This window comes from Streptomyces aurantiogriseus (assembly GCF_014649375.1).
GTDB classification, from domain to species: domain Bacteria; phylum Actinomycetota; class Actinomycetes; order Streptomycetales; family Streptomycetaceae; genus Streptomyces; species Streptomyces aurantiogriseus.
Map to the genome: position 1 here is coordinate 516,966 of NZ_BMSX01000003.1, position 25,720 is coordinate 542,685.

Below are 25,720 nucleotides of genomic sequence, written 5' to 3' on the forward strand. Positions count from 1 at the left end.
GTCAGCGCCTCCTGCCGTGCACGAAGAACACCCGCCGTACGTCGCGCTCGGTACGCGGCGGCACCGGGTCGGGCCAGCGCCCGAAGTCCGCGCCCTCCTCGCCCGGTTGCAGCGCGTCCACCTCGTACCCGTACTCCGCGAACAGCGCCTCGGGCTCGTCGGTGCCGAACAGCCAGGGACAGCCCCAGCCCGCGAAGACGTCGAGCAGGCCCCGCATGTGCGGCAGGGTCAGCGCCGCCGCGTTCACGATGTCGGCGGCGATCCGGCTGCCCGGGGCCATCAGGGCCGCGACCCGGCGCAGGATCCGGTGCGCGTCCGCCTCGGGGATGTAGTAGAGCAACCCTTCCAGCAGCCAGGTCGACGGCACGGCCGGGTCGTAGCCCGCCGCCACCAGGTCCTGCTCCCAGTCGGGTGAGGTGAGATCGACGGCCACCGTACGGTGGTGCACGCGCGGCGCGGTCCTGCGCAGCCGGTCGGCCTTGTACGCCAGTACGGCGGGCCGGTCGACCTCGAACCAGCGCACGTGCTCCGGCCAGGGGAACCGGTAGGGCCGGGAGTCCATACCGGCCGGGGCCAGCACGATCTGGGTGGTGCCAGGGTCCTGGGCGGCCCGCAGCAGGTAGTCGTCGAAGAACCGGGTGCGGATGGCGTTGTAGTCGGGCGTGCTGGGCAGGGTGCGGGCCCGCCCGGGCGGGAAGGTCGCCTCCCGCACCTCGGCCAGCAGCTCCGGGCCGATGTCGCCGGCCAGCGCCGCGGCGAAGGGATCGGTGTAGAGCCGGTCCTCGCGCAGCGTCTCGGCGGCGCGCAGGGCGGCGGTCAGCAGGGCGGTCCGCTCGACGGCGTCCAGCCGGGGGGTCATCTCCCACTCTCCTCGTCGATTCGTGTCGATGGGTGCCGGGCCCGGCCGGTCAGCCGCGCCCATTGCTCCGGGTCCTGCCGGAAGAGGCGGTCCTTGACCTGGGTGGGGCGCACGCCGCTGCCCACGCGGTCCTGCCAGTCGCCCAGGAACGCCTCGGGAGTCAGTCGCAGTACGGAGGGCGTGCCGAGCCGTCCGTCGTGCCGAGCCGTGCCGTAGTCGGAGGACTCGGTGCCGAGGGCCGTGTCGAGCAGGGTGGTGAAACGGTCGGTCTCGTCCTCGCTCCACGGCAGACGCGGGGCCACCGCGAACGTGTACGCCGGGGCCGTGCCGGGCCGGGCGGTCGCCACCCGGCAGGCGGCGTTGGTGACCTCGAGGCCCGTGGCGGAGAGCGCCGTACGCAGTGCCCTGATCACCTGGGCCTCGCGCAGCCGTTCCCCGGCGTGGTCGGAGAGGGCGGCGCGGCCGTTGTACTCCAGCCTGGGCACTCCCCCCACCCGGTCGACGACTCGCACGACATCGCCGACCGCGTAGCGGTACAGGCCGCCGACGTGGCTGAACACCACGTGGTAGTCCCGGTCCGGCTCCAGCTCGTGCGGCAGCAGGGTCGGGGTGTCGGGGCCCAGGTCGGCGTCGGCGTCGGCGAACTCGTACAGGGCGGCGGTGACGACCAGGCTCCCGGCGGTCGGATGGCGGTCCAGGGCCACACCCACCGGCCCCTCCGACGCGGCCACCGGCGCCGGCAGCAGTGTCACTCCGGGGCCGTACTGTTCCCGCAGCCGGGGCAGATAGAGCGAGGCCAGGCCGGTCGTCCAGCAGAACAGCACCCGCATGTGCGGCCAGATGTGGGCCGGCAGAACCGTGCCGTGCCGTGCGGCGAGGCGCTCGAACTCGGCGGCCCGGCCGGGGTTCGGCGTGGTGAAGGGCCGCCCGCCCAGGGTGCCGTCGCGCACCTCCCGGACGATCCGCTCCCACCAGTGGTGAAGCTGGTACGGGACCGCCGCGACCATCGCCGGGTTGATGCCGATGACACAGCGGACGTCGCTCTCCACGGCCAGCCGCAGCCGCAGATACATCTTCTCCAGGTGGTCGCCGTCCGCGACCGGCACCGGCAGGGACCCCCAGGGAGCGGCGGTGCCCGGCTCCGCGGACAGCGGTTCGCCGAACCGCGCGCCGAAGTCGACCTGGCTGGCGCCGACATGGGGGCGGCCGGACGCGGTCGTGGGCGGGGCGGCCAGCGGGTCGTGCTTGAGGTTGAGCACCGCGTCGGGACGCTGGAGCACCTCGGCGAAGTGCTCGGCGAGCGGCGCCCAGGCGGTGAAGTAGAAGGGGAAGAACGTGGTCTTCATGAACCGCGGGGTGACCGGGATCTTCTTGTGCGCACCGGTGCTGCCGCTGCTGGTGAAGAAGACCTCCGGCCGGTCGGCGGTGAGCACGTTCGCCTCCCCGGCGGCGGCCCGCTCGATCCAGGGCGCGAGGTCCGCGTAGCGCTGCACGGGCACCGCCCGGCGGAACTCCTCGACGGTGCGGATGCGGCCGAAGCCGTACTTCCTCCCGTACTCCGTACCGGAGTTGAACTCCAGCAGATCCTCCAGCACCCGGCGCTGACGACCGGCCGGGTCCGCACAGGCCGCCCGCAGCCGCCGTCGCTCCCCGAAGACCCGCTCGCGGTAGCGGCTCAGCCGGTCCGGGTCCGTCCAGTCCTCAGTCGAACTCATCCGTGAGCACCTTCCGTATCTCCTCGGTGGTCCGGGCCGGCCCGTGCTCCTCGCCGATCACCGTCACCGGCAGGTCGCGGATCTCGTCCCACATCGTCTTGGCCAGGTCACGCTGGTACAGCTCGAAGCCGTCGCGCTCGGGCCGTTCGCCGTAGTACTCGAGGGCGTTGAGGTTCCGGCCGTGGCCGCAGCGCTGCCAGGCGCTCTCGGGCCGCACATCGAGATAGATCACCCGGCGCGGGCGGGGGAAGGAGCGCCACCAGTCGAACATGGGGTGGTCCAGCGCGCCCGCCAGACGGCACTTCGCCAGCAGTTTGTAGTAGTACGAGTCGACGACCGCCGGACGGGACGGATCACCGTGCAGCAGCTGGTCCCGCAGATGCACGACCGCCGTCTGCACCATGGTCGTCAGGAAGTCCGGGGACCAGACGCCGTCGGCACCCGTGACCTCCCCGACGACCTCCCGGCGCAGCCTGCCGATCAGGGCGTGCTCCGGCCCGAGGAACCGGTCGTCGACGGACAGCAGCCGCCAGGGCGCCCCGGATCCGCGCAGCCGCTCCATGACGGTCGACTTGCCCGCGTGGTCCGGGCCCAGCAGCACACAGAAGGGAGCCGCGCCGGCGTCGTGCGGACGCGTGGCGCGGGAACGGACGGAGACCATGGCGGTGCCCTCCCGGGAGTGTGACGGAAGTCGGGGGGCGGACCGGCCCTGGCGGGGCCGGTCCGCCCTGGGCGGGTCAGCTCGAGGCGAGACCGCGCTCGAGCGCCGCGGCGATCTCCACGCAGCGGGCGGTCTGGAAGCCGATCGACCCCAGGTTCTCCTCGGTGGCCCCCGTGGTGCCGTTGGCGGAAACGCAGCTGGCGCCGTAGGGGTTGCCGTTGGTGGGCGCGAACTGAACCTGGTCCGCGTAGCCGGGGGCCACGATGATCGCGCCCCAGTGGTAGAAGGTGTTGTTCAGCGCGAGTATCGTCGACTCCTGGCCGCCGTGCACGGTGGACGTGGAGGTGAACGAGGAGACGACCTTGTTCACCAGCTTGCCCTGCGCCCACAGGCCGCCGGTGGTGTCGATGAACTGCTTGATCTGGGAGGCCGGCAGACCGAACCGGGTGGGCGTGCCGAAGAGGACGACATCCGCCCACTCCAGGTCCTCGGGCGTGGCGACCGCGATGTCACGGGTGGCCTCGCGGTGCGCGGCCCAGTCCGGGTTCGCCGCGATGGCCTCTTCCGGGGCGAGTTCGGCCACCTGCCGCAGACGGACCTCCGCGCCCGCCTTTTCGGCGGCTTCGGCTGCCGCGACGGCCAGCTGGTGCACCCGGCCGGTGGACGAGTAGTAGATGACGGCGACGTTCGTCACGAGCGTGGGCTCCTCGGTCGATGGAGGCTCTGGTGAAAGAGGCAGAAGTGCCGGGGACGACTCTGGCCTGCAGGTGACGGCCGGCCAATGCGGCGGAGAAGACTTGGTCACCTGTGGTGTCGGAGGCCGGGTCGGCGGTGGCGCCGGCTCAGACGATCTGCATCGTCGCCATCATGCCCATCGCCGAGTGGTCGAGCATGTGGCAGTGGTAGACGTAGCTGCCCCGGTAGCCCTTGAAGGTGGCCTGCAGCTTGACGCTCTCGCCCGCCAGCAGCGTGACGGTGTCCTTCAGCCCGCCCTCCGGGCCACCGGTGACCGGTGTGCCGTTGCGTTCCAGTACCCGGAACTGCACCAGATGCATGTGGAAGTTGTGCGGGGCCAGTTCGTTGACGTTGCGCACGGTCCAGAGCTCGGTGGTGCCGTGCTGGATCACGGTGTCGACGCGGTGGTGGTCGTAGAGCTTCTCGTCGATGTAGGCGTTCGGGTGCGGCCGGCCGTCCTCGTCCATGCGCAGGTCGATCGTGCGCTCCACGGTCGGGGTCGGCAGGGCCGGCAGGGTGCGCAGCCGGGCGGGGACGGAACTGTCGTCGGCCGCCGTGCGGACCACGTCGAAACGCAGCACCTTGCCGACGTGCTCGGCCGGCCCCGGCCCGTTGTCGTTGACCAGCTCGAGCGACGTGCCGACCGGGTAGCGGGCGAAGTCGACGACGATGTCGGCGCGTTCACCGCAGGACAGCCTCAGCTCGGTCGTCTCGAACGGCTCCGCCAGCAGACCGCCGTCGGATCCGATCTGGGTGAACGAGCCGCCGTCGGACAGCTTGAGGGTGAAGAACCGCAGATTGGTCGAGTTCAGGATGCGGAAGCGGTACTTGCGCGCGGCGACCTGGAAGTACGGCCAGGGCCTGCCGTTGACCAGGATGGTGTTGCGGTTGAGGAAGTCGTCCATGACGTACACGAGTTGGTTGTCCGTGTCGAAACGGGCGTCGCGCAGCATGATCGGCACGTCGAACTCGCCCGACGGCAGCGGCAGGCTCCGCTCCGTGCGGTCGGAGAGCAGATAGAACGCGGACAGACCGCGGTAGACGTGTTCGGACTCGTGGTGGTGGGCGTGGTCGTGGAACCACAGGTTCGCGTGCGTCTGGGTGTTGGGGTACGTGTACGAGCGCCGGTCGCCCGGGGCGATCAGGTCCATCGGCCCGCCGTCGTGCTCGGGCGCGACATGGGCGCCGTGCAGATGCACGGAGGTCGCGGTGCCGAGCGTGTTGAGCCTGCTGACGACGGTGCGCCGGCCCGTGGTCGCGAGGAGCGTACGGCCGGGGAACGCGCCGCCGTACGTCAGCACACGCGTCTTGCGGCCGGGCAGGATCTGTACGTCGCTCTCCCGCATGTCCACGTCGAAGAACGAGGTGCCGCTGGTCAGCCGTGACGGTTTGAGCACCGGTATCCGCGGCATCGGGACCTCGTACTTGGGGATAGTGCCCGGGTCGAGATCCGCGGCGTGCGCGGGGCCCGCGGACAGCAGCGGGGCCGCGACACCGCCGCCCGCGAGTACGGCGGCGGTGCCGGCACCGGCCTTGAGCAAGGAACGTCGCGAAATCATGGACCTCAGCATGGACACGGCTCCGGCCGGGCGGCACGCGGTCCCGCGCTGATGTGTCAACTCCCGCCGCTGACCGAGGATTTGACCGGCTATTGACTAACTATCAAGGCCGTCGTGGCGGCTCCCGGGCGCTGGTGCGAGGCTGACCGGCACACCAGGAGGTTCGGCCCGAGATGGGGGATATCCATGGGGGAAATCAACTTCCGGATTCTGGGCCCGGTCCGGATCGGGAGCGCCGGCAGGCAGCTGCGACCGGGCGGCCAGCGCCAGCAGACCCTGCTGGCGCTGCTGCTGCTGGAGGCGAACCGGACCGTCGGCATGAGCGCGATCATCGACGCGGTGTGGGACGAGCGGCCGCCGGCCTCGGCGACCGCGCAGGTGCGCATCTGTGTGTCGTCGGTGCGCCGCGCGCTCGACGAGATCGGGCTGCCGGACGTCATCGAGACCCGGCCCGCCGGATACCAGCTCAACGTGGCGCGGGACGCTCTGGATCTGCACCGCTTCCAGGACATGGTCGCCCTCGGCCGGGCGAGGGCGAAGGAGGGACGGCTGGAGGAGGCCGTCGCGCTGCTGAGGGAGGCGCTGGAGCTGTGGCACGGGCCGGTCGCCGCGGGCCTGGAGAGCACACGGGTGCGCAACGCCGCCGCGCTCGCGGAGGAGGCACGGCTGTCCGCCGTGGAGGAGTGCCTCGACCATGAACTCGCTCTCGGACGGCACCACACGATCGTCGGCGAACTGCGTGACCACGCCGCCGAACACCCCTTCCGGGAGCGGTTCATCGCCCAGCTGATGCTGGCGCTGTACCGCTCGGGACGGCAGGCGGACGCGCTGGAGGTGTTCCGCTCGGCCCGCGCCCGCTTCGCCGGCGAACTCGGGCTGGAGCCGGGAGAGGGGCTGCGCTCGCTGGAGGCGGCCATCCTCTCCGGGGACTCGGCGCTGCTGCACACCCCGCCGATGGAGCGGGAGCGCGTGTCCGCGGTGCGGCCCCCTGTTCCTGGCGGCGCCGGCACCGCGGCCGACCGGCTGGACCAGCTGGAGCGCGAGAACAGCAGGTTGCGTGCCGAGCGTGACATCTTCAAACAGCTCGCGGCGTCCTGGCTGCGCTACCTGACGGATATCGACTGACCGATAGCGGCCGGGAAGGGCTTTTTTATCGGTTCGATAGGCCCCTCGCCAAGTCTCTGATCCCGACGAGACCGATGGTGAGAGGCGGTGCTGTGAGTCAGCTGCAGGACGGCGTCCTGGTGCAGAAGTACGGCGGCAGTTCCCTCGCGTCGCTCGACCAGATCCATGCCGTGGCCCGCAGAGTGGCCGCGGCGCGGGCCGGGGGCACACCCGTCGTCGTGGTGGTCTCCGCTCGCGGCGGCGCCACGGACGAGCTGCTCGCCCTCGCCGCCGAGGCGGGAGCGCTGCCTCCGCCGCGCGAGGTGGACCAGTTGCTCACCACCGGCGAGACGGCCTCCGCGGCCCTGCTGGCCATGGCGCTGTGGGAGGCCGGGACACGGGCCGGCTCGCTGGCGGGCGCCCAGACCGGGATCCGCACCGTGGGACCCAGCGGTGACGCCGTGGTCGACACGATCGACACCACGCACATCGAACGGCTGCTGGCCGGCGGACACGTGGTCGTGGTCGCCGGATTCCAGGGCACCACGGACGACGGCGATCCCCGGACCCTGGGCCGGGGCGGCTCGGACACCACGGCTGTCGCACTGGCCGCCGCCCTGGGCGCCGCGCGCTGCGAGATCTACACGGACGTGGACGGCGTCTACACCGCCGATCCGCGTGTGGTCCCCACCGCCCGTGTCCTGGCGGACGTGCCCGTCCGGGTCATGGAGGAGATGGCGTTCGCCGGGGCCCGGGTCCTGCACACGCGCGCCGTCGAACTCGCCGCCCTCACCGGGGTGGAGATCCATGTCCGGCACTCCGCCGGGGACGGTCCCGGAACGGTCGTCCAGGACCTCGGCGACCACGACGAGCAGGGGGACACGATGCTGGAGACACGACCCACCGTGGTCGCGGTGGTGCACGACGTCGATGTGGTCCGGGCCGTCGTCCGGATCCCCGAGACCTCCGGCGTGAGCGCCGTGGACGTTCTCGCCGAGGTGGCGCGGGGGCAGGTGGCCGTCGACATGGCCGGCTTCTCCGACGCGCCCGGAGACCGCCTGACGGTGAGCATGACCGTGAGCCGGCCCCAGCTGACCGCTCTCGGCGGCGTCCTGGGACGCCTGACCGAGCGCTGGGGCGGAGACACCGAGCTGTACGAGGACGAGGGCAAGGTCTCGCTGGTCGGCACCGGGCTGCTGAGCCGGCCGCAGTACGGGGCCCGGATGCTGTCGGCGCTGAGCGCGGCCGGGGTCGGGACAACCTCCCTCACCTCCTCCCAGCGCCGTATCTCGGTGACCGTGCCCGCCGACTGCGCGGTACGCGCCGTGGACGTGCTGCACCGGGAGTTCGAGCTGGAGTCTCCGGTCGTCACCTGACCCTCACCCGCCCTGCCCGACCGGCCGACATGGGAGAACACATGGCACTGGAACTGAACAATCCGTTCGGCCGCAGGCTGCGGCTGCGCCGACTGCACCGGCACCACCCCACCCGGCTGCTGATCGTGCCGCTGGACCACTCCGTCACCGACGGCCCGGTCACCGGCGGCAGCCGGGTCAACGCCCTGGTGGGCAGCCTCGCCAAGGCCGAGGTGGACGCGGTGGTGCTGCACAAGGGAGCCCTGCGCTACATCGAACCCGGATGGTTCACGGACACCTCGCTGATCGTGCATCTGAGCGCGAGCACCGTGCACGCCCCCGACCCCAACGCCAAGTACCTGGTGGCGAGCGTCGAGGAGGCCGTACGGCTGGGCGCCGACGCGGTCAGCGTGCATGTCAACCTGGGCTCGGACGAGGAGGCCCGGCAGGTCGCCGACATGGCCGCCGTCGCCGAGGCCTGCGACCGCTGGAACGTTCCGCTGATGGCGATGATGTATCCGCGCGGCCCCAAGGTGACCGACCCCAGCGACCCCGACCTCGTCGCCCACGCCGTCACCCTCGCCGCCGATCTCGGCGCCGACCTGGTCAAGACCCACTACGTCGGCTCCGTGGAGAAGATGGCCGAGATCACCCGTACCGCCCCGGTCCCCGTGCTGGTCGTCGGCGGCCCGCGGGTGGACGACCAGCACGCCCTGCTCGGCCATGTCGAGGAGGCGCTGCGCGCCGGCGCCGCCGGCGTCGCCATGGGCCGCAATGTCTTCGCGGCCGACGACCCCGAGGCGACGGCCCGCGCCCTCGCCCGGCTGATCCACCGTGAGCCGATCGCGGCCGACAGCGCCGCGCTGTGACCACCAGGTCCGCCTGACCTGTCCCCGTACCGCCGTGGCACCGACCGCCCGCAACCAAAGGAGTTCGAACGTGAAGCTGGTCTGGCTGGACATCCGTACCGTGGACGCCAAGCAGGCGGTCCTCGAAGAGGCCCTGCACCAGAGGGTCGACGCCGTCGTCACCGACGTCCTCGCCGACTTCGAGGGACTGCCGCCGACCGTCAAGAAGGTCTTCTTCCCGTCGGGCAAGGACCTGCCCGAGGAGTTCGGCGCCGCGGACGTCGTCATCGTGGACCCCCGGCGCCACGGCGAGCCGGCCGAACTCGCCGCCCGCTTCCCGGACCTGGAGGTCGGGAGGTTCACCGAGATCGTCGACGCCCCGACGCTGGAGGACGCGTGCCGGTCGGCGCGCACCGAGCGCTGGAGCGTGCTGCTGTTCCGCGACCCCACCAAGATCCCGCTGGAGATCGTGATCGCGGCGGCGGCGCGGGCCAAGGGCAGCCTGATCACCGTCGCCCAGGACGTCGAGGAGGCCGAGATCATCTTCGGTGTGCTGGAGCACGGCTCCGACGGCGTGATGATGGCCCCGAAGAAGGTCGGCGACGCCACCGCGCTCAAGGCGGCGGCCGAGGTCGACGTCCCCGACCTGGACCTCACCGAGCTGACCGTGGTCTCCACCGAGCACATCGGCATGGGTGAGCGGGCCTGCGTCGACACCTGCAGCCACTTCCGGGAGGACGAGGGCATCCTCGTCGGCTCGCACTCCAAGGGCATGATCCTGTGCGTCAGCGAGACCCACCCCCTGCCCTACATGCCGACGCGCCCGTTCCGGGTCAACGCCGGTGCCATCCACTCGTACACGCTCGGCAAGGACGAGCGGACCAACTACCTCAGCGAGCTGAAGGCCGGCAGCAAGGTCACCGCCGTCGACGTCAAGGGCCAGACCCGGCTGGTCACCGTCGGCCGGGTGAAGATCGAGTCCCGCCCGCTGATCTCCGTCGACGCCGAGGCGCCCGACGGCCGCCGGGTCAATCTGATCCTCCAGGACGACTGGCACGTCCGGGTCCTCGGCCCCGGCGGCGTGGTGCTCAACAGCACCGAACTGAAGCCGGGCGACAAAGTCCTCGGATATCTGCCGGTGGAGGACCGTCACGTCGGTTACCCCATCGACGAGTTCTGCCTGGAGAAGTGAGCGCATGACCTCGACGGAGCGTCGGAGGATCTTCGACGCCCACGCCCATCTGGCACCGGGCGAGGGCGCCGCGGACCGGCTCCTCAGGGTGATGGACAGCTGTGGGATCGACCGCGCCGTCGTCGTGGCCGGCGGCGTGGTCGATCCCGACCTGCTGTCCCGCCAGATCATCGAGGGGGGCGCGGTCGACCGCGACGCGGACAACGAGGCCGTACGCGGAGCCTGCGACACCTCCGGCGGCCGCCTCGTCCCGTTCTTCTTCGCCAACCCGCACCGGGGCGGCGCGGACTACCGGGCGGAGGGGCGGCGGTTCGCGGGACTGAAGCTCGCCCCGTCCGTGCACGGGGTGCCGCTCGGCGATCCGAGGCACGCCGAACTCGCCGCCATCGCCCAGGAGTTCGGGCACGGCGTGTATCTGCACTGTGTGGCGCGGCCCGGCTTCGGCGTCGCCGACCTCGTGGAACTCGCCCGCGCTTTCCCCGCCGTCACCTTCGTGCTCGGGCACGCGGGCGTCGGGGACATGGACCTGTACGGCATCGACCTGATCAAGCCGGTGCCGACCATCCTGTTCGAGACCTCGGGCGGCTACTCGGCGGTGGTCAGGGCCGCGCTGGACCGGCTGGGCCCGGAGCGGGTGCTGCTGGGCACCGAGTACCCGCTCCAGCACCCCGGCGTGGAGCTGGCCAAGTACCGGGCCCTGAATCTGACCGACCGGGAGTGGCACCTGGTGGCCTGGGAGAACACCCGCCGACTGACCGGGGAGACAAGCCGATGAACCAGCCGTACGCACCACCTGAACCGCCCGAGCTGCCCGAACTCGGCCAGTGGGGCTCGCTGGAGGAGCTGTACGCGCTCCAGGACCGGCTGCTGGCCGCCGCACTGGAACGGGCTCACGCCTCGCCCTTCCTCAAGCCGCGGCTGGCCGGGTCCGGGGCGCCGTACACCTTCGACGGACTGGCCGCCCTGCCGTTCACCACCAAACAGGACCTGCGGGACGCCTACCCGTTCGGCATGCTCGCCGTGGACCGGCGGGAGCTGGCCACCTACCACGAGTCCAGCGGCACCTCCGGCGAGCCCACCGCCTCCTACTTCACCGACGCGGACTGGCACGACGTGGTGAGCCGGTTCGTCCGCAGCGCGGTGGACCTCTCCCCTGCCGACACGGTCATGGTGCGCACCCCGTACGCCATGCTCACCACCGCCCACCAGGCCCACCGGGCCGCCCGGCTGCGCGGCGCGACGGTGGTGCCCGCCGACAACCGCTCCCTGGTCACCCCGTACGCCCGCGTCGTACGGAGCCTGCGCGACCTCGAGGTGACCGTCGCCTGGTGCCTGCCGAGCGAGGCCCTGCTGTGGGCCGCCGCCGCGCGGGCCGCCGGTCTCGACCCGGCCTGCGACTTCCCCGCCCTGCGGGCCTTCCTGGTGGCCGGCGAACCGCTCACCGAGGCCCGCCGGGCGCGGATGAGCGAACTGTGGGGCGGGATCCCCGTCCTCCAGGACTACGGCTCCACCGAGACCGGAAGCCTCGCCGGAGAGTGCCCCGAGGGACGGCTGCACCTGTGGGCCGACCGCTTCGTGGCGGAGGTGTACGACCCCGCCACCGGGCGCAGCTCCCGCGAGGGACGCGGCCGGCTGGTCGTCACCACGCTGCACCGCGCGGCGATGCCGCTGGTGCGCTACGACCTGGAGGACACGGTGGAGGTGTCCGGCACCGACTGCGGCTGTGGCTGGCGGCTGCCCGTGATCCGGGTCCTGGGCCGCTCCGCCGGCGGGGTGCCGGTCGGCCCGGTCCGGGTCGTACCGCACCAGCTGGAGCGGCTCGTCTTCGAACTGCCCGGCGTGCACGGCGTGCTGTTCTGGCGGGCGCGGGCCGCCGGGGAGCGGCTCGAGATCGAGATCGAGGTGGCGCCCGATCACCGTGAGGCAGCGTGCGCCGGACTGGCCGACGCCGTACGGGCCCGGCTCGGTGTGCCGTGCGAGGTGCGCGGTGTGCCCGCGGGCACCGTCGTACCGCTCGAAACGCTCACCCGCGGCCACGAGTTCGTCAAGCCCAGGAGCCTCTTCGCCGCCGGAGAGGACTGGGACAAGGCCCTCGTCTACTACTGACGCCGTCCAAGAGGAATCCCATGCCCCTGACCGTCCCCGCCTGGGCGGCCCCGGCCCCCGGCGCACCGCTCGAACCCACCGCCATCACCCGGCGCGACATCGGCGAGCGCGACGTCCTCATCGAGATCGCCCACACCGGCATCTGCCACACCGACCTCCACCAGGTCCGCGCCGACTGGGGGCCCGGCATCTTCCCCATGGTGCCCGGCCACGAGATCACCGGCACGGTCACCGCCGCGGGCCCCGGCGTACAGCGGTACGCGCTCGGGGACCGGGTGGGCGTCGGCTGCCTGGTCGACTCCTGCCGCGAGTGCTCCGCCTGCCGCGCCGGGGACGAGCAGTACTGCGCGCGCGGCCACACCGCCACCTACAACTCCCGTGACCGGTACGGCGAGCCCACCCAGGGCGGCTACAGCACCCACATCGTCGTCGACGAACGCTATGTCGTCCGGATCCCCGACGCCCTGGAACTCGACCGCGCCGCACCCCTGTTGTGCGCCGGGGTCACCGTGCACGCCCCGCTGGTCCGCCGGGGAGCGGGCGCGGGCACCCGGGTGGCGGTCCTCGGCCTGGGCGGCCTGGGCCATCTGGCGGTGCAGCTCGCCCACGCCATGGGCGCGGAGGTCACCGTGCTCAGCCGGTCCCCGCACAAGCGGGACGACGCGCTGCGGCTGGGTGCGAAGGCGTTCGCCACCACCTCCGACCCGTCGGTCCTCGGCGACCTCGCGGGCTCCTTCGACCTGTTGCTCAACACCGTGTCGGCGGGCGTGGACCTCGACGCCTGTCTGCGGCTGCTCGCCGTGGACGGCACCTTCGTCGGACTCGGCGTGCCCGACGGGCCGAGCGCGTTCGGGTTCTTCTCCCTCATGCTGGGGCGCCGCTCGATCGAGGGCTCGCTGTTCGGCTCGGTCGCCGAGACCCAGCGCACCCTCGACTTCTGCGCCCGCACCGGCGTCGCCGCCGAGATCGAGACCGTCACCGCCGACCGGATCAACGAGGCGTTCGACCGGCTGGCGCGGGGCGATGTGCGCTACCGCTTCGTCATCGACGCGGGATCGTTCTCCGCCTGACCGGTGGGGTGCCTCAGGCGTCCTCGACGTCCTGAGGAGTGGTCAGCGTCGGCCGGTAGTGGTCGATGAACAGCAGACCGACCAGCTCGCCACGCGAGGACACGCCCGTCTTCTCGAAGACGGCCTTGATGTGGTCGCGCACGGTGTGCGGGGAGAGGAACAGCCGGCCCGCGATCTTCTCGGTCGACAGACCGCGGGCCACGTACTTGGTCACCTCCAGCTCCCGCTCGGACAGCTCGTAGGCGTCGGCCACCAGCGGCATCACGTCCGACACCTTCGCCGGTTCGAGGACCACCGCGGTGCCGCCCAGCGAGCCGTCCGCCTGTCGCATGCAGGTGGCGTGGCACACCAGCCAGCGGCCGTCGCGCGTACGCAGCCGGATCCGGGCGGTCCCGCGGTCCTGGCGGTGCGCGGACGCGCGCACCTTCGTCGAGATGCCCTGCACCCAGGCCGGCACCCGCAGCCCCAGCGCGGTGGGCCAGGACGGCCCGTCCGGCAGCTCGTCCAGATAGCGGCGGGCCTCGTCGCTGACCGAGACCAGCTCCCCTGCGGGGTCGAACAGCAGCAGCCCCGGCCCGTCCGGCACGCCCATCGCGTACGGCGGCGGTCCGGCCGGCTGCGGCTCGGCATACGACCGCAGCCGCCGGGCGAGCGGCGTCACCAGCGACGCGACCAACTCGGTGTCCCGGTCGCCGAACGCCGGCCGGCCGTGCTCCCGGAACAGGCAGACGGTTCCCTGGGGGCGCCCGCCCACGCGCAGCACCATGCGCAGTTCGTCGTGCAGCCCGCGGGGCACCATGAAGTCCTGGTAGACCGCGCTGAGCCCGGGCCGGCCGCCGGTCGTGCGGTGCAGCCCGGCCACCGGGACCGGCGCCTGCGCCAGCTCGCTGTACAGATTGACGCTCTCCGCGAACAGCTCCAGCTCCCAGTACGCGGCACAGCTCTTCTCGTCGATGTTCTCCGCGTGGATGGGCGCCGTCATGATGCCGGTCTCCGGATCCGTCACCCGCCACACCGCCGCGTCGAACGGCAGCAGCCGCCGCAGCTGGGCGGAGGCGTCGGCGAACATGCGCAGCGCGTGCGGGGCGTGCTCCACCCGGGCCAGGAGTTCACTGCGCCCGGGACCGGCGGGGCGGGCGGACTGCGACATGGGAAAACCTCCGGAACCTCCCGCCGCGTCGCGCGCGGGGGACGGGACAGGGCAGCCGGACCGGCCGGCGGTCCGTGCCGGGCCGGATGCCCGGCCGATCTCCCGCCAGGGTAGGGCCGCCCGGTCCGGCACCGCTCCCCTCAATTGAGGGATGGAAGGGGCCCCGGCCGCTTCGCAGACTGCCTCTGCGCGACCACCGACCCCAAGGAAGGCCCCGGACATGTCTGTTCCCCACTCCCGCACCGACGACACGGCGGAATCCGGACCGGCCGGTCTCGCGGCCCGGATCCGCGGCGCGTTGCTCACGCCGGACGACGAGGGCTGGGACGACGAGCTGGCCCCGTTCAACGCCATCGGCGTGCACCGGCCCGACCTGGTCGTCGCCGCCGAGAACGCGTCCGACATCCAGGAGGCGATACGGTACGCGGCCCGCCACCGGTTGCCCGTCGCCGTCCAGGCCACCGGCCACGGCATCGCCGCGCCCGCCGACGGGGGCGTGCTGATCAGCACCCGGCGGATGAACGCCGTCGCCGTCGACCCGGTCGCCCGCACCGCCCGCGCCGAGGCCGGCGTGCGCTGGCACCAGGTCATCGACGCCGCCGCCGAGCACGGCCTGGCCCCGCTCAACGGCTCCTCCCCGCTGGTCGGCGTCGTCGGCTACACCCTGGGCGGCGGCCTCGGACTGCTCGCCCGGCGCTACGGCTACGCCGCCGACCACGTCACCCGTATCCACGTCGTCACCGCCGAAGGAGAGCTGCGTGAGGCGACCGCACACCGGAACCCCGACCTTTTCTGGGCGCTGCGCGGCGGCAAGGGCAACTTCGGTGTCGTCACCTCCATCGAGTTCGGCCTCGTGCCCGTCGCCACGCTCTACGGCGGCGGACTGTTCTTCGCCGCCGATGCCGCGCAGCCGGTGCTGGAGGCCTGGCGCCGCTGGAGCGAGGACCTGCCGGAGGACATGACCTCCTCGCTGGCGCTGCTCCGGCTGCCCGACGCCCCGTTCATCCCCGAACCGCTGCGCGGCCGGCTCACCGTCCACGTCCGGGTGGCGTTCCTCGGCCCGCCCGAGAACGGCGAGAAGCTGCTGGCGCCGCTGCGGGCCGTCGCGCCCACCGTGCTCGACACGGTGCGCGAGATGCCGTACACCGAGGTCGGCGAAATCCACATGGACCCGGTGGAGCCCGTCCCGTACCACGAGCGGTCCATCCTGCTGCGCGGCCTCGACGAGGCGGCCGTGCGGCGGCTGCTGGAGGTCGCGGGCCCCGGCTCGGACTGCCCGGCGTTCGTCGTGGAACTGCGCCGGCTCGGCGGTGCCGTCGCCCGCCCGGCGCCGGTGCCGAGCGCGGTCGGCAACCGCGACGCCGCCTTCACCCTCACCACCGTCTCCCCGCCCGCGGGCCCCGACGACCCGGCCCGGGTGGTCCTGACGGCGCTGGAGCCGTGGGGGACCGGACGCGCCTACGTCAACTTCCTCACCGGCCCCGACGAGGTGGGCGACGCCCGGCGGCTGTACGACCCCGAGACGTACGAGCGGCTCGCCCGGATCAAGCGCCAGTACGACCCGCACCACCTCTTCCGCTTCACCCACCCCATCGTCCCCGGCGACGCCGACGGCGTCTGACCGGACGGAACGGAGACCGTCATGACCACCGAGAACCCCACGGCGCAGGCCCTGCCGGCCGCGCCGCCCGGCCCCGCCCTCGGCGCGCGCTCCACCGGGCTGCGCCTGGGCGCCCTGTTCGGACCGGCCATCTTCGGCGTGACCGCGGCCGGTGTCGCCCTGCCCGACGTGGCGCGCGACCTGGAGGCCAGCCCCTCGGCCGCGGCCTGGGTGCTCACCGCCCACGCCCTCGCTCTCGGCATCGGCACCGCCCTGGCCGGCCGGGTGGCCGACTCCCGCGGCATCCGGTTCATCCTCTTCGCCGGCGGACTGGTGCTGGCGGCAGGTGCCGTGGTCTGCCTCGTCGCCCAGGACATCGGCACCCTGGTCGCCGGCCGGTTCCTGCTCGCCGCCGGATCCGGCGCCATGTCCTCCGCGGCGCTCGCCCTCGCCGCCTCCTCCGCGCCCGACCACCGGCCCCGGATCCTGGCGATCTTCGGCGCCACGATGTCGGTCTTCTCGGCCGGCGCCACCCTGGCCGGCGGTGTGGTCACCGAGTGGCTCACCTGGCGGCTCACCGTGATCCTGCCGGTGCTCTCGCTGCTGGCGCTGCCCCTGGTGCTGCGCCAGGCCGCGGCCCGGCCCGGATCCGGCCGCTCGATCGACCTGTGGGGCGCGCTGCTGCTCACCGTGACCGCGGCGTCCTTCCTCATCCTCATCCAGTCCTCCGCGCTGTCGCTCTCGGCGGTCGCCGTCACCGTCACCGCCGTGCTGCTGGTGCTGGCCGGGGCAGGGCTGGTCGCCCGGACCCTGCGGAAGCCCGAGAGCTTCGTGCCGCGCGCCATCGCGGGCGACTCCGTCTTCGTACGGGCCGCGATCACCGGGGTCGGCGTGTACGCGGGTCTGTTCGGCACGATGTACGCCGTACCGCAGCTGCTGGTGCGCGAGCACGGCTGGAGCGTGCTGTCGATCGGCCTGTGGCTGCTGCCCGGCGCCGTGATCGGCGCGGTGCTCTCCCGGTACGCCAGCACCATGGGCGGCCCGGCGGGCGTGCTGCTCACGGTGACCGCGTTCGTGTGCGCCGTGCTGCTCGCCCTGGTGTCGTTCACCGACGGCGGTCCCGCGTTGATCATCGCCGGCGCGTCGCTGGGCTTCGCGGCCTTCGCCGTCACCCAGGTCGTCGCCACCGGCCTGCTCTCGGCACGCATCGCGCCCCAGCAGCGGGGCGGCGCCGTGGCCCTGCTGAACCTGACGTTCTTCGTCGGCGGCGGTGTCGGCTCCGCGGTCGCGGGCGCCCTCGCCAAGTCGATGGACCTGACCGACGTGATCGGTGTCGTCGCGGCCTTCCCGCTGCTCGGCACGGTCTTCGCGCTGACCCTGCCGCGCCCGGCCGCGGCCCCCGGAGCAGGCGGCCCGCAGAAGGGCGGCCCGCGGGGCGCTGCCCGATAGCCCGCCGATACGGGAGCGATACACGGTCGTACGCACGATGGGCTCCGCCGATCAACCGCTGAGAGAGGTGGGGCAGCGTGACGTCCGATTTCGACAGCCACGTGCGCGCGACCGTGGCGTGGCACTTCGACCCCGACACGGGCTCGCCGTTCTGGCTCGGCAAGCGCGCGGCACTGGACTTCGACCCGGTCCGCGAGGTGCGGACGGCCGCGGACCTCGCCCGGTTCCCCGACGTCAGCGAGGAGTTGCGCACGGTCCCGGTGGCCGATCTGATCCCCCGGGGCCTGCGCGACAAGCCGTTCCGGGTGTACGAGTCGGGCGGCACCACCGGCGCCCCCAAGCGGATCGTCGACGCCGAGGCCCGCGGCCGGATGCTGCTGTGGGCCCGGGAGCGGCTGACGGAACTCGGCGTCCCGGCGGCCGGTGACTGGCTGCACCTGGGGCCCAGCGGACCGCACGTGGTCGGGTCCGACGTGGCCCGGCACGCCGCGATGGGCGGCGGCCTCTTCCACACCGTCGACTTCGACCCCCGCTGGGTCAAGCGGCTCGTGGGCAACGGGCGCGGCGACCTCGCCGACGAGTACATCGGCCATCTGCTGGACCAGGCCGAGACCGTGCTGCGCAGCCAGGACATCAGCGTCCTGAACACCACGCCGCCGGTCCTGGAGGCCATCTGTGCCCGGCCGGATCTGTACGAACTCGTCCGCGGCCAGGTCAAAGCGGTCATCTGGGGCGGCATGTCGGCGGGTCAGGAGACCGTCCGGCTGCTGGAGGAGGAGTTCTTCCCCCAGGCCACCGTGGCCGGTGTCTACGGCAACAGCCTGATGGGAGTGGCGCCGCAACGGCCCGCGCACCCCGGCGACTCCCACCGCTGCGTCTTCCAGGCCCACCCCGCCACCACGCGCGTCCAGCTCGTCGACGACGACGGCCGCGAGGTCGCCTACGGAGAGCGGGGCCGGGTCCTGCTCCACCTGGTCACCGACGAGATGTTCCTGCCCAACGTCCTCGAACGGGACACCGCGATCCGTGTCCCGCCCGCGCCGGGCGCCACGACGGACGGGATCGCCGACATCCGGACGGTCCGCTCGATGGGGCAGGCCCGGATCGTCGAAGGTGTCTACTGATGGCCTCACCGGCGCCCGTCGCCGTCGACCCGATGATCGCCGGCCGGACCGTGCACAGCGCCGACCGCGTCCCGCTGACCGGTGTGCTCGGCGAACCGCTCGCCGACATCGGGCAGGCGCCCCGGCTGCTGGCCGTCTCCGCGCTGCGCGAACTGCGCAAGCACGCCGACGGCACACCCCCCGGCGCCGAGGTCTTCCGCCGTGCCGCCGACCTGTTCGCCGACGCCGAGCTGGACGGCGAGAGCCCCGAGGACTACGTTCGCCGGGTCACCCTCGGCGCCGGGCTGACCACCACCACGGTCCGCCTCGCCACGGCCGAACTCACCGCCGAGATGCGGGACTTCGCCGCAGTCGCCGACGCCGAGCTGCCTGGCACGGACTTCGGCCCCGGCAACCGCACCCGGTGGGTGCCCCGCGGCCGGCTGTTCGCCGCCGTGCTCGCCAGCAACCACCCCACGCCCAGCAGCTCCTGGCTCCAGGCCTTGTTCCACGGGTACAGCGTGCTCGTCCGACCCGGCGGCCGGGACCCGTTCACCCCGCGCCGCCTCATCGCGGCCCTGCTGCACGCCGGGCTCGACCCGCACCGCGTCGCCTTCCTGCCCTCCCCGCACACCGTGGGCGAGTTCCTGCTCAAGGAGGCCGACCGGGGCATCGTGTACGGCGGTGACCGCGCGGTCGCCGCGTGGCAGGACCATGAGACGGTCGCCGCGCGCGGCCCCGGCCGGGCCAAGGCCCTCGTCGACGTCGTACCCGACGACACGGTCCTGGACCATCTCGCCGAGTACGCGGCCTTCGACGGCGGCACCCGCTGCACCAACCTCTCCGCCGTGCTCACCACCGGACCGGTCGACGAACTCGCCGACCGGCTCGCCCACCGGCTGAGCGCGCTGCCGGTGCTGCCCGCCACCGACCCGAAGGCGTCGCTGCTGGTCCTGGAGCGCAGCCGGGCCGACCAGCTGGAACAGACGCTGACCGTGCTGCGCGAGACCCTGACCGACCACTCCGCCCGGCTCGATCTGCACGACCCGTTCGTCCGGCTCGACGACGGATCGTTCCAGCCCCGGCCGCTGGTGCTGTCGGCCGACCGGGCCGACCACCCCGCGCTGGGCACCGAACTGCCCTTCCCGTTCGTCGTGGTGGCTCCCTGGCAGGAGCGGGACGGCATCGCACCGCTGAGCCGCTCCCTCGTGCTCAACCTGCTCACCGACCGCGACGACCTCGTCGACCGGGCAGTGCTGGAACCCGGCATCCGCAAGATCACCACCGGAACGGTGCTGCCGTGGAACGTCCCGCACGGCATCCCCCACGACGGCAGCTACACCCAGTTCCTGCTGGAGCCGAAGGGGATCGTCGGCGACGGCCGCCTCGGCAGGTCCGTCCGTGACAACCGAGGAGACAGTGATGAAACGACGTGAAGTGATCGCCGGGGTCGCCGCGGTGGCCGCCGCCGGCGCGATACCCGCCGTGGCCGGCTACCAGGGCGCGTCCGCCGGCACCGCCGACGCGCACCCCGCGGCCCACGCGGCCGGTGAGGTGCACACCGAGCGCTACCAGGGCCGCACCATCCGGGTCGCCGACCACGGCGGCGCCCCCGTCGTCACCATCGACGGCCGGGAACTGCACCTGATGCGTCTGGGCGAGGGCGCCTACCTGAGCGCCCTGTGCCACTACGAACTGTCCGCCACCCCGCTCCAGGCCGCCCGCCGCGCGGTGCAGGAACTGCGCGGCGCCCAGCTGCTACCGCTCGGGCACTCCGGCACCCACCAGGCATGAGCGAGGGAACCGAGGAGGCCCCCATGACCCCGTACATACGCAAGAACCACCTCGACATGACGGCCGAGGAGAAGCGCCGGTTCGTCAACGCGGTGCTGGAGATCAAACGCCGGGGCGTCTACGACCGGCTGGTCGACCTGCACATCAGAGTCAACTCCACCGACTACCTGGACAAGGACACCGGCAAACGGCTCGGGCACATCAACCCCGGTCTGCTGCCCTGGCACCGCCAGTACATCCTGGTCTTCGAGCGGGAGCTGCGGAAGGTCGACCCCAGGGTCACCCTGCCGTACTGGGACTGGACCACGGACCAGGGCGAGGACTCGCCGCTGTGGGCCGACGACTTCATGGGCGGCAACGGACGCCCCGGCGACCGCCAGGTCATGACCGGCCCGTTCGCCCGCGTCAACGGCTTCAGGCTGAACGTCAGCGTGGTGCCGGTCGGTGAGGAGCACCCCTCGCTCAACGGCCACTACACCCAGGACGACCGGGACTTCCTGGTACGGGACTTCGGCACGATCGCCCCGCTGCCCACGGCCAAGGAACTGGAGGACACCCTCGCCCTCCCGGTCTACGACTGTCCGCCGTGGAACTACACCAGCGGCCACACTCCGCCGTACGAGAGCTTCCGCAACCACCTCGAGGGCTACGCCAAGTTCGAGTGGGAGCCCAACTTCGGCAAGCTGCACGGGGCCGGGCACTCCTGGGTCGGCGGTCACATGGTCTACATCGGCTCGCCCAACGACCCGGTGTTCTTCCTGCACCACTGCTTCATCGACAAGATCTGGTCCCTGTGGATGGAGCGCCATCCCGACGTGCCGCACTACCTCCCGGTGGAGGACACCACCGACGTGCCCGGTCTGCACACCCCGCTGGGCCCCTGGCACACAATGACCCCGGCCACCCTGCTTGATCACACCTGCTGGTACCGCTACGACAACTGAGCCGTGACCGGAGCGTGCGGGGCGGCACCGGGTGCCGCCCCCACCTGACGAAGTGACCGGCGGTTCGTTGCCGCCCCCCTCGCCGCACGCAAGGCTCGTGCCCATGACGCACGCCGAGACCCACGACGCCCCTCCGACCCGCCGGACGGTGATCGCCGGCACCGCCCTCGCCCTCGCCGCGGCGGCGGTTCCGGCCGTCGCTTCCGCCGCGTCCTCCGCCGCCGGGCCGGTCACCCGCACCACCGCGGGCCGGATCGCCGGCGAGCGGGCCGGGCGCACGGTCGTCTTCCGCGGTGTCCCGTACGCCCAGGCGCCCACCGGCGCGCTGCGGTTCTCCTCGCCCCGGCCGCCCCGGCCCTGGCGCGGGGTGCGCGACGCGACCCGCTTCGCGCCGCCCTCCTACCAGTCGGTGATGCCCGGCAGCAGCGAGGACTCGCTCTACGCCAACATATGGACCCCGGACCTGAAGGGCTCGCGGCCCGTCATGGTCTACATCCACGGCGGAGGCTGGTTCGTCGGCGCCGGCAGCCACCCCCTGTACGACGGCCAACGCCCCGCGGACCGCGGCGACATGGTCGTCATCACCTTCAACTACCGTCTGGGCGCCTTCGGCTGGGGTCTGCACGAGGACCTGACCGATCCGGCCACCGGCTCGTTCGCCAACTGGGGTCTTCAGGACCAGGCCGCGCTGCTGCACTGGGTCCGGGCCAACGCCGCCGCGTTCGGCGGGGACCCGGACAACATCACCGTCTGCGGCACCTCGGCCGGCGGATCGAGCGCCTGGCAGCTGTCGCTGCTGCCCGAGATGCGGACCGTGATCCGGCGGATCGTCGCGATCAGCACCGCCCACGCCTGGACCCCCGCCGTCGGCCTGACCGCGGCGGACGCCACCGAGACGTACGAGCGGATCGCCCACCGGCTCGGCACCACCGTGCCCGGACTGCGCCACGCCGACGCCGCCTCCGTCAAGGACGCCTGGGAGGCCCTCTTCTCCGGCCCGCCCGAGAAGCGCGCTCTCGGCAGCGGACGGGAGTACCAGGGACCGGTGGTCGACGGCCGGTGGATGCCCGCCTTCGACCACGAACGCCCCACCCCCGGGGTGCCGGTGCTGTCCGTGCACACCCGCATGGAAGGGTCCTTCTTCACCGGCCCCGGCTCGCCCACCCCGCAACCCGCGCCCACCGATGAGACCGAGCTGCGGACCGCCGTACGCAACGTCCTGCTCAAGGGAGTCCCCGAGGTGCCCGGCACGCTGGTCGAGCGCTGCCTGGCCGACTACCGGGAGGCCGCCGCCGCGGACGGGCTGCCCGACGACCCGCTGACCCTGTGGACCGAGATCTGGGGCGACGGCCTCTTCCGGCGCCCGGTGGTGCGCTTCGCCGAGCGCCACGCCCGCATCGGCACCTCGCCGCTGTACGTGATGGACTTCGGCCACCCTGTGTACCCGCCGCACTTCGGCACCCCGCACGAGGCCACCTCGCGCTTTCTGTTCGGCACCCACCGGCTGCCCGAGGAGGCGCCGGTCTACGGCGACGGGCCGCTGGAGCGGCGGATCTCCGACACCTTCATCGACCTCGTGTCCTCCTTCGCGCGCGGGCAGGCGCCCGCGGCGCCGGGAGTCGACCCCTGGCCCGTCTTCGCGCCGGGCCGGCCCAGCGCCCTCGTCCTCGGCGGACCGGACGTCGCCCGGATCGGCGACATTCCCAAGTCACGCCAGCTGCGCTTCTGGGACGAGGCCGGCTGGGGACCGCGTATCTGACCGCGTAACCGACCTGGCGCTCCGGCCGCCCCCGCGGCCGGGCGCGTCCCGCACGGACACCCGAGTGCAGCACCGACGACCCATGAGAGGGGACGAGCCATGTGCGGCCTTGCCGGATGGCTGAGCTTTCAGCGTGACCTGACCCAGCACACGTCCACCGCCGAGAAGATGAACGCGACTCTGGAGTGCCGCGGCCCCGACTCCCACGGAGTGTGGACGTCCGAGCACGCCCAGCTCGCCCACCGCCGGCTGGCCGTCATCGACCTGGAGGGCGGCAAGCAGCCGATGGCCGCCGGCGACGCGGACGAGCCGGTGATCACCTACACCGGGGAGACCTACAACTACCGCGAGCTGCGCGAGGAACTGCGCGCGCTGGGCCACGACTTCCGCACGGACTCCGACACCGAGGTGGTGCTGCGCGCCTACCAGGAGTGGGGAACCGGCTTCGCCGAGCGGCTGACCGGCATCTACGCGCTGGCCATCTGGGACCCGCGCACCGAGGAACTGCTGCTGGTCCGCGACCGGATGGGCGTCAAACCGCTCTACTACTGGCCGACCGACGACGGTGTGCTGTTCGGCTCCGAGCCCAAGGCGATCCTCGCCCATCCCGACACCGAGGCCGTCGTCGACGCCGAGGGGCTGCGCGAGATCTTCGGCATCGTCAAGACGCCCGGCCATGCCGTCTTCCGCGGGATGTACGAGGTCAAGCCGGGCACGCTGCTGCGCTTCGGCCGCAACGGCAGCGAGGAGAAGCGCTACTGGCGGCTGACCGCCCGCGAGCACACCGACGACCTCGACACCACGGTCGCCCAGGTCCGCTCGCTGCTGGAGCAGATCGTCGCCGAACAACTCGTCGCCGACGTCACGGTCGGCACCCTGCTCTCCGGCGGGCTCGACTCCAGCGCCGTCACCGCGCTGGCCGCCCGCGCCCTGACCGACGGGGGAGAGGCCGACGGCAAGGGGCCGGTGCTCGCCTTCTCGGTGGACTTCAAGGGCCACGGCGAGCGGTTCAGGTCGAACGTCCAGTGGGCCGACCCGGACACCCCGTTCGCCGTCGAGGTGGCCCGGCACGTCGGCGCCGAGCACATCGTCGTCGAGTTGGACAACGCCGACGTGCTCGACCAGGCCGTGCGCGACGACGTGCTGCGCGCCCAGGACCTGCCGGTCTCCACGGGGGACATGGAGTACTCGCTGCTGGTGCTGTGCCGCGCGCTCAAGGAGCGGATGACGGTCGCGCTGTCCGGGGAGGCGGCCGACGAACTCTTCGGCGGATACACCTGGTTCCACGACCGGGAGGCCGTGGAGGGCGACACCTTCCCCTGGCACCACCCCTTCGAGAAGGCGGGCGGCATCGGGGCGCTGCGCACGATCGGCCTGTGGGGCCGGCTCGGGCTGACCGACTACGTCAAGCGGCGCTACGCCGAGGCGCTGGAGGAGGTGCCCCGGCTGCCGGGGGAGAGCGGTCGGCGCGAGCGGATGCGGGAGCTGACGTATCTCAACCTGACCCGCTGGGAGAACTTCCTGCTGGACCGCAAGGACCGGATCTCGATGGCGACCGCGCTGGAGGTCCGCGTCCCGTTCACCGACCACCGCCTCGTCGAGTACGTCTACAACACGCCCTGGGAGATGAAGAGCTTCGACGGCCGGGAGAAGAGCCTGCTGCGGGCCGCCATGCGCGGGGTGCTGCCGGACTCCGTCCTGGACCGCAAGAAGAACCCCTACCCGTCCACCCAGGACATCGGGTACGAGAGGGCCGTGCGCGAGCGGGTCGAGGCCGCCGTCGCCGACGACGACGCTCCCGTGCTGCAGCTGGCCTCGCGCGAGGAGATCCGCCGGCTGCTGGACGCCCCGGAGGGTACGTACTCCATGGGCGGACCGTGGAGCGCGCGGGCGGTGCTGGAGCGCCTGGTCGAGTTCAACAACTGGGTGAGGATGCATGACGTCCGCATCGACCTCTGAGTCGTGCCGCGGACCGGTCCTCACCGTCTGGTCCGACATCGGCTGCCCGTGGGCCTCGCTCGCCCTGCACACCCTGCGCGAGGAGGCCCGGCGTTCCGGGACCGAGCTCCTGATCGACCACCGGGCCTTCCCGCTGGAGCTGTTCAACAGCCAGCCCACGCCCAAGCGGATCGTGGACGCCGAGACCGTGGTGATCGCCGCGGCCCGGCCGGAGCTGGGCTGGCGGCTGTGGTCGGCGCCCGAGTCGACCTACCCGTCGACGACGCTGCCCGCGCTGGAGGCGGTGCAGGCGGCGAAGGACCCCGCCATCGGCGGGCTCGCGGCCAGTGACGAGCTGGACGCGGCGCTCCGGCGCGCCTTCTACGCCGACAGCCGGTGCATCGCGGTGTACGCGGAGATCTTCGCCGTGGCGAAGGAGTGCGCGCACGTCGATTCGGCGGCCCTGGAGGAGGCGGTGGCCTGTGGCGCGGGCCGGGCGGCGGTCTTCGACCAGTGGCGGACCGCCCGCGGCGGCCGAATCCAGGGCAGCCCCCACCTGTTCGCCCCGGACGGGTGGGAGGCGCACAATCCCGGCGTCGAGTTCCGCTGGACGGCGGACCCGGCGGACGGCGGCCTGCCCCAGGTGCTGCGCTGGCACCCCGACTGGGCGGCGGACCTGCTGTCCCGTCTGGCGGGCTCCTGACATGCCGCTCCGGCCCTGGGACGGGAGGCTCCGGTCCCAGGGCCCAGGTTCCAGGCCCTGGGCCCAGGCCCCAGGT

22 protein-coding genes are annotated in these 25,720 nt (G+C 72.6%); 16 read left to right on the forward strand and 6 right to left on the reverse strand.

What is annotated here, in order from left to right; genetic code table 11:
• Position 1: 1 nt before the first annotated feature.
• The 5 genes from IE263_RS08940 to IE263_RS08960 all read right to left on the reverse strand — a co-directional run bounded on the left by IE263_RS08940 (position 2) and on the right by IE263_RS08960 (position 5,529).
• Positions 2-859, reverse strand: coding sequence for a class I SAM-dependent methyltransferase (locus IE263_RS08940; protein ID WP_189934074.1), 858 nt, complete (start codon positions 857-859; stop codon positions 2-4).
• Positions 856-2,574 carry a GH3 auxin-responsive promoter family protein gene (locus IE263_RS08945; protein ID WP_189934076.1) on the reverse strand — a complete coding sequence of 573 codons (1,719 nt, stop codon included), beginning with the start codon at positions 2,572-2,574 and terminating at the stop codon, positions 856-858. Before IE263_RS08945 ends, IE263_RS08940 begins: the two co-directional genes overlap by 4 nt.
• Entirely contained in the window at positions 2,561-3,235 is a 675-nt protein-coding gene (locus tag IE263_RS08950) for a hypothetical protein (protein ID WP_189934078.1), read from the reverse strand. The genes IE263_RS08945 and IE263_RS08950 overlap by 14 nt, the downstream gene beginning before the upstream one ends.
• A gap of 76 nt (positions 3,236-3,311) precedes the next feature.
• Positions 3,312-3,929: an NAD(P)H:quinone oxidoreductase gene (gene wrbA, locus IE263_RS08955; protein WP_189934080.1), complete on the reverse strand. Its 618-nt coding sequence runs from the start codon at positions 3,927-3,929 to the stop codon at positions 3,312-3,314.
• 148 nt (positions 3,930-4,077) lie between these two features.
• Positions 4,078-5,529 (reverse strand): multicopper oxidase domain-containing protein, encoded by a 1,452-nt coding sequence (locus IE263_RS08960; protein ID WP_189934082.1) that lies wholly within the window; start codon positions 5,527-5,529, stop codon positions 4,078-4,080.
• A gap of 186 nt (positions 5,530-5,715) precedes the next feature.
• On the opposite strand from IE263_RS08960, the gene IE263_RS08965 reads away from it, so the two are divergent.
• The 7 genes from IE263_RS08965 (at position 5,716) to IE263_RS08995 (ending at position 13,204) form a co-directional block, all read left to right on the forward strand.
• The gene (locus tag IE263_RS08965; protein WP_189934084.1) at positions 5,716-6,654 is read left to right on the forward strand and encodes an AfsR/SARP family transcriptional regulator; all 939 of its coding nucleotides are present in this window, start codon (positions 5,716-5,718) and stop codon (positions 6,652-6,654) included.
• 92 nt (positions 6,655-6,746) lie between these two features.
• Positions 6,747-8,009, forward strand: a complete 1,263-nt coding sequence (locus tag IE263_RS08970; RefSeq protein ID WP_229910863.1) for an aspartate kinase — start codon at positions 6,747-6,749, stop codon at positions 8,007-8,009.
• A 41-nt stretch (positions 8,010-8,050) separates the two neighbouring features.
• Positions 8,051-8,857 (forward strand): 2-amino-3,7-dideoxy-D-threo-hept-6-ulosonate synthase, encoded by an 807-nt coding sequence (locus IE263_RS08975; protein ID WP_308430593.1) that lies wholly within the window; start codon positions 8,051-8,053, stop codon positions 8,855-8,857.
• 13 nt (positions 8,858-8,870) lie between these two features.
• A complete protein-coding gene (locus IE263_RS08980; RefSeq protein ID WP_229910875.1) occupies positions 8,871-10,028 on the forward strand; it encodes a 3-dehydroquinate synthase II in 1,158 nt (385 codons plus the stop codon).
• A gap of 4 nt (positions 10,029-10,032) precedes the next feature.
• Positions 10,033-10,803 (forward strand): amidohydrolase family protein, encoded by a 771-nt coding sequence (locus IE263_RS08985; RefSeq protein ID WP_189934090.1) that lies wholly within the window; start codon positions 10,033-10,035, stop codon positions 10,801-10,803.
• Positions 10,800-12,134, forward strand: a complete 1,335-nt coding sequence (locus tag IE263_RS08990) for a phenylacetate--CoA ligase family protein (protein ID WP_189934092.1) — start codon at positions 10,800-10,802, stop codon at positions 12,132-12,134. The genes IE263_RS08985 and IE263_RS08990 overlap by 4 nt, the downstream gene beginning before the upstream one ends.
• A gap of 20 nt (positions 12,135-12,154) precedes the next feature.
• Positions 12,155-13,204 carry an NAD(P)-dependent alcohol dehydrogenase gene (locus IE263_RS08995; protein WP_189934094.1) on the forward strand — a complete coding sequence of 350 codons (1,050 nt, stop codon included), beginning with the start codon at positions 12,155-12,157 and terminating at the stop codon, positions 13,202-13,204.
• A 13-nt stretch (positions 13,205-13,217) separates the two neighbouring features.
• Here the strand turns inward: IE263_RS08995 and IE263_RS09000 are convergent, their stop codons facing one another.
• Positions 13,218-14,354 carry a helix-turn-helix domain-containing protein gene (locus IE263_RS09000; RefSeq protein WP_189934096.1) on the reverse strand — a complete coding sequence of 379 codons (1,137 nt, stop codon included), beginning with the start codon at positions 14,352-14,354 and terminating at the stop codon, positions 13,218-13,220.
• Between the two features lie 220 nt (positions 14,355-14,574).
• Here IE263_RS09000 and IE263_RS09005 point away from each other — a divergent pair, with 220 nt between their 5' ends.
• The 9 genes from IE263_RS09005 (at position 14,575) to IE263_RS09045 (ending at position 25,644) form a co-directional block, all read left to right on the forward strand.
• On the forward strand, positions 14,575-15,975 hold the full coding sequence (locus tag IE263_RS09005) for an FAD-binding oxidoreductase (protein WP_189934098.1): 1,401 nt from the start codon (positions 14,575-14,577) through the stop codon (positions 15,973-15,975).
• Between the two features lie 21 nt (positions 15,976-15,996).
• Positions 15,997-17,403 carry an MFS transporter gene (locus IE263_RS09010; protein ID WP_189934100.1) on the forward strand — a complete coding sequence of 469 codons (1,407 nt, stop codon included), beginning with the start codon at positions 15,997-15,999 and terminating at the stop codon, positions 17,401-17,403.
• A gap of 77 nt (positions 17,404-17,480) precedes the next feature.
• Positions 17,481-18,527: a class I adenylate-forming enzyme family protein gene (locus IE263_RS09015; protein WP_189934102.1), complete on the forward strand. Its 1,047-nt coding sequence runs from the start codon at positions 17,481-17,483 to the stop codon at positions 18,525-18,527.
• The gene (locus tag IE263_RS09020; RefSeq protein WP_189934104.1) at positions 18,527-19,942 is read left to right on the forward strand and encodes an aldehyde dehydrogenase family protein; all 1,416 of its coding nucleotides are present in this window, start codon (positions 18,527-18,529) and stop codon (positions 19,940-19,942) included. Before IE263_RS09015 ends, IE263_RS09020 begins: the two co-directional genes overlap by 1 nt.
• The gene (locus IE263_RS09025; protein ID WP_189934106.1) at positions 19,929-20,300 is read left to right on the forward strand and encodes a tyrosinase family oxidase copper chaperone; all 372 of its coding nucleotides are present in this window, start codon (positions 19,929-19,931) and stop codon (positions 20,298-20,300) included. The genes IE263_RS09020 and IE263_RS09025 overlap by 14 nt, the downstream gene beginning before the upstream one ends.
• Positions 20,297-21,244, forward strand: coding sequence for a grixazone synthase (griF, locus tag IE263_RS09030; protein ID WP_373311916.1), 948 nt, complete (start codon positions 20,297-20,299; stop codon positions 21,242-21,244). The genes IE263_RS09025 and griF overlap by 4 nt, the downstream gene beginning before the upstream one ends.
• 103 nt (positions 21,245-21,347) lie before the next feature.
• Positions 21,348-23,003 (forward strand): carboxylesterase/lipase family protein, encoded by a 1,656-nt coding sequence (locus tag IE263_RS09035; RefSeq protein WP_189934108.1) that lies wholly within the window; start codon positions 21,348-21,350, stop codon positions 23,001-23,003.
• 99 nt (positions 23,004-23,102) lie between these two features.
• Positions 23,103-24,962, forward strand: a complete 1,860-nt coding sequence (gene asnB, locus IE263_RS09040) for an asparagine synthase (glutamine-hydrolyzing) (RefSeq protein WP_189934110.1) — start codon at positions 23,103-23,105, stop codon at positions 24,960-24,962.
• Complete coding sequence (locus tag IE263_RS09045) at positions 24,940-25,644, forward strand: DsbA family oxidoreductase (protein WP_189934112.1); 705 nt, start codon at positions 24,940-24,942, stop codon at positions 25,642-25,644. The genes asnB and IE263_RS09045 overlap by 23 nt, the downstream gene beginning before the upstream one ends.
• Positions 25,645-25,720 lie beyond the last annotated feature (76 nt).

Coding starts and splice junctions, on each gene's coding strand:
- IE263_RS08940 (WP_189934074.1), bottom strand. CDS start 859: ATGACCCCCCGGCTGGACGCCGTCGAGCGGACCGCCCTGCTGACCGCC.
- IE263_RS08945 (WP_189934076.1), bottom strand. CDS start 2,574: ATGAGTTCGACTGAGGACTGGACGGACCCGGACCGGCTGAGCCGCTAC.
- IE263_RS08950 (WP_189934078.1), bottom strand. CDS start 3,235: ATGGTCTCCGTCCGTTCCCGCGCCACGCGTCCGCACGACGCCGGCGCG.
- IE263_RS08960 (WP_189934082.1), bottom strand. CDS start 5,529: ATGATTTCGCGACGTTCCTTGCTCAAGGCCGGTGCCGGCACCGCCGCC.
- IE263_RS08965 (WP_189934084.1), top strand. CDS start 5,716: ATGGGGGAAATCAACTTCCGGATTCTGGGCCCGGTCCGGATCGGGAGC.
- IE263_RS08975 (WP_308430593.1), top strand. CDS start 8,051: ATGGCACTGGAACTGAACAATCCGTTCGGCCGCAGGCTGCGGCTGCGC.
- IE263_RS08985 (WP_189934090.1), top strand. CDS start 10,033: ATGACCTCGACGGAGCGTCGGAGGATCTTCGACGCCCACGCCCATCTG.
- IE263_RS08990 (WP_189934092.1), top strand. CDS start 10,800: ATGAACCAGCCGTACGCACCACCTGAACCGCCCGAGCTGCCCGAACTC.
- IE263_RS08995 (WP_189934094.1), top strand. CDS start 12,155: ATGCCCCTGACCGTCCCCGCCTGGGCGGCCCCGGCCCCCGGCGCACCG.
- IE263_RS09000 (WP_189934096.1), bottom strand. CDS start 14,354: ATGTCGCAGTCCGCCCGCCCCGCCGGTCCCGGGCGCAGTGAACTCCTG.
- IE263_RS09005 (WP_189934098.1), top strand. CDS start 14,575: ATGTCTGTTCCCCACTCCCGCACCGACGACACGGCGGAATCCGGACCG.
- IE263_RS09010 (WP_189934100.1), top strand. CDS start 15,997: ATGACCACCGAGAACCCCACGGCGCAGGCCCTGCCGGCCGCGCCGCCC.
- IE263_RS09020 (WP_189934104.1), top strand. CDS start 18,527: ATGGCCTCACCGGCGCCCGTCGCCGTCGACCCGATGATCGCCGGCCGG.
- IE263_RS09025 (WP_189934106.1), top strand. CDS start 19,929: ATGAAACGACGTGAAGTGATCGCCGGGGTCGCCGCGGTGGCCGCCGCC.
- griF (WP_373311916.1), top strand. CDS start 20,297: ATGAGCGAGGGAACCGAGGAGGCCCCCATGACCCCGTACATACGCAAG.
- IE263_RS09035 (WP_189934108.1), top strand. CDS start 21,348: ATGACGCACGCCGAGACCCACGACGCCCCTCCGACCCGCCGGACGGTG.
- asnB (WP_189934110.1), top strand. CDS start 23,103: ATGTGCGGCCTTGCCGGATGGCTGAGCTTTCAGCGTGACCTGACCCAG.
- IE263_RS09045 (WP_189934112.1), top strand. CDS start 24,940: ATGACGTCCGCATCGACCTCTGAGTCGTGCCGCGGACCGGTCCTCACC.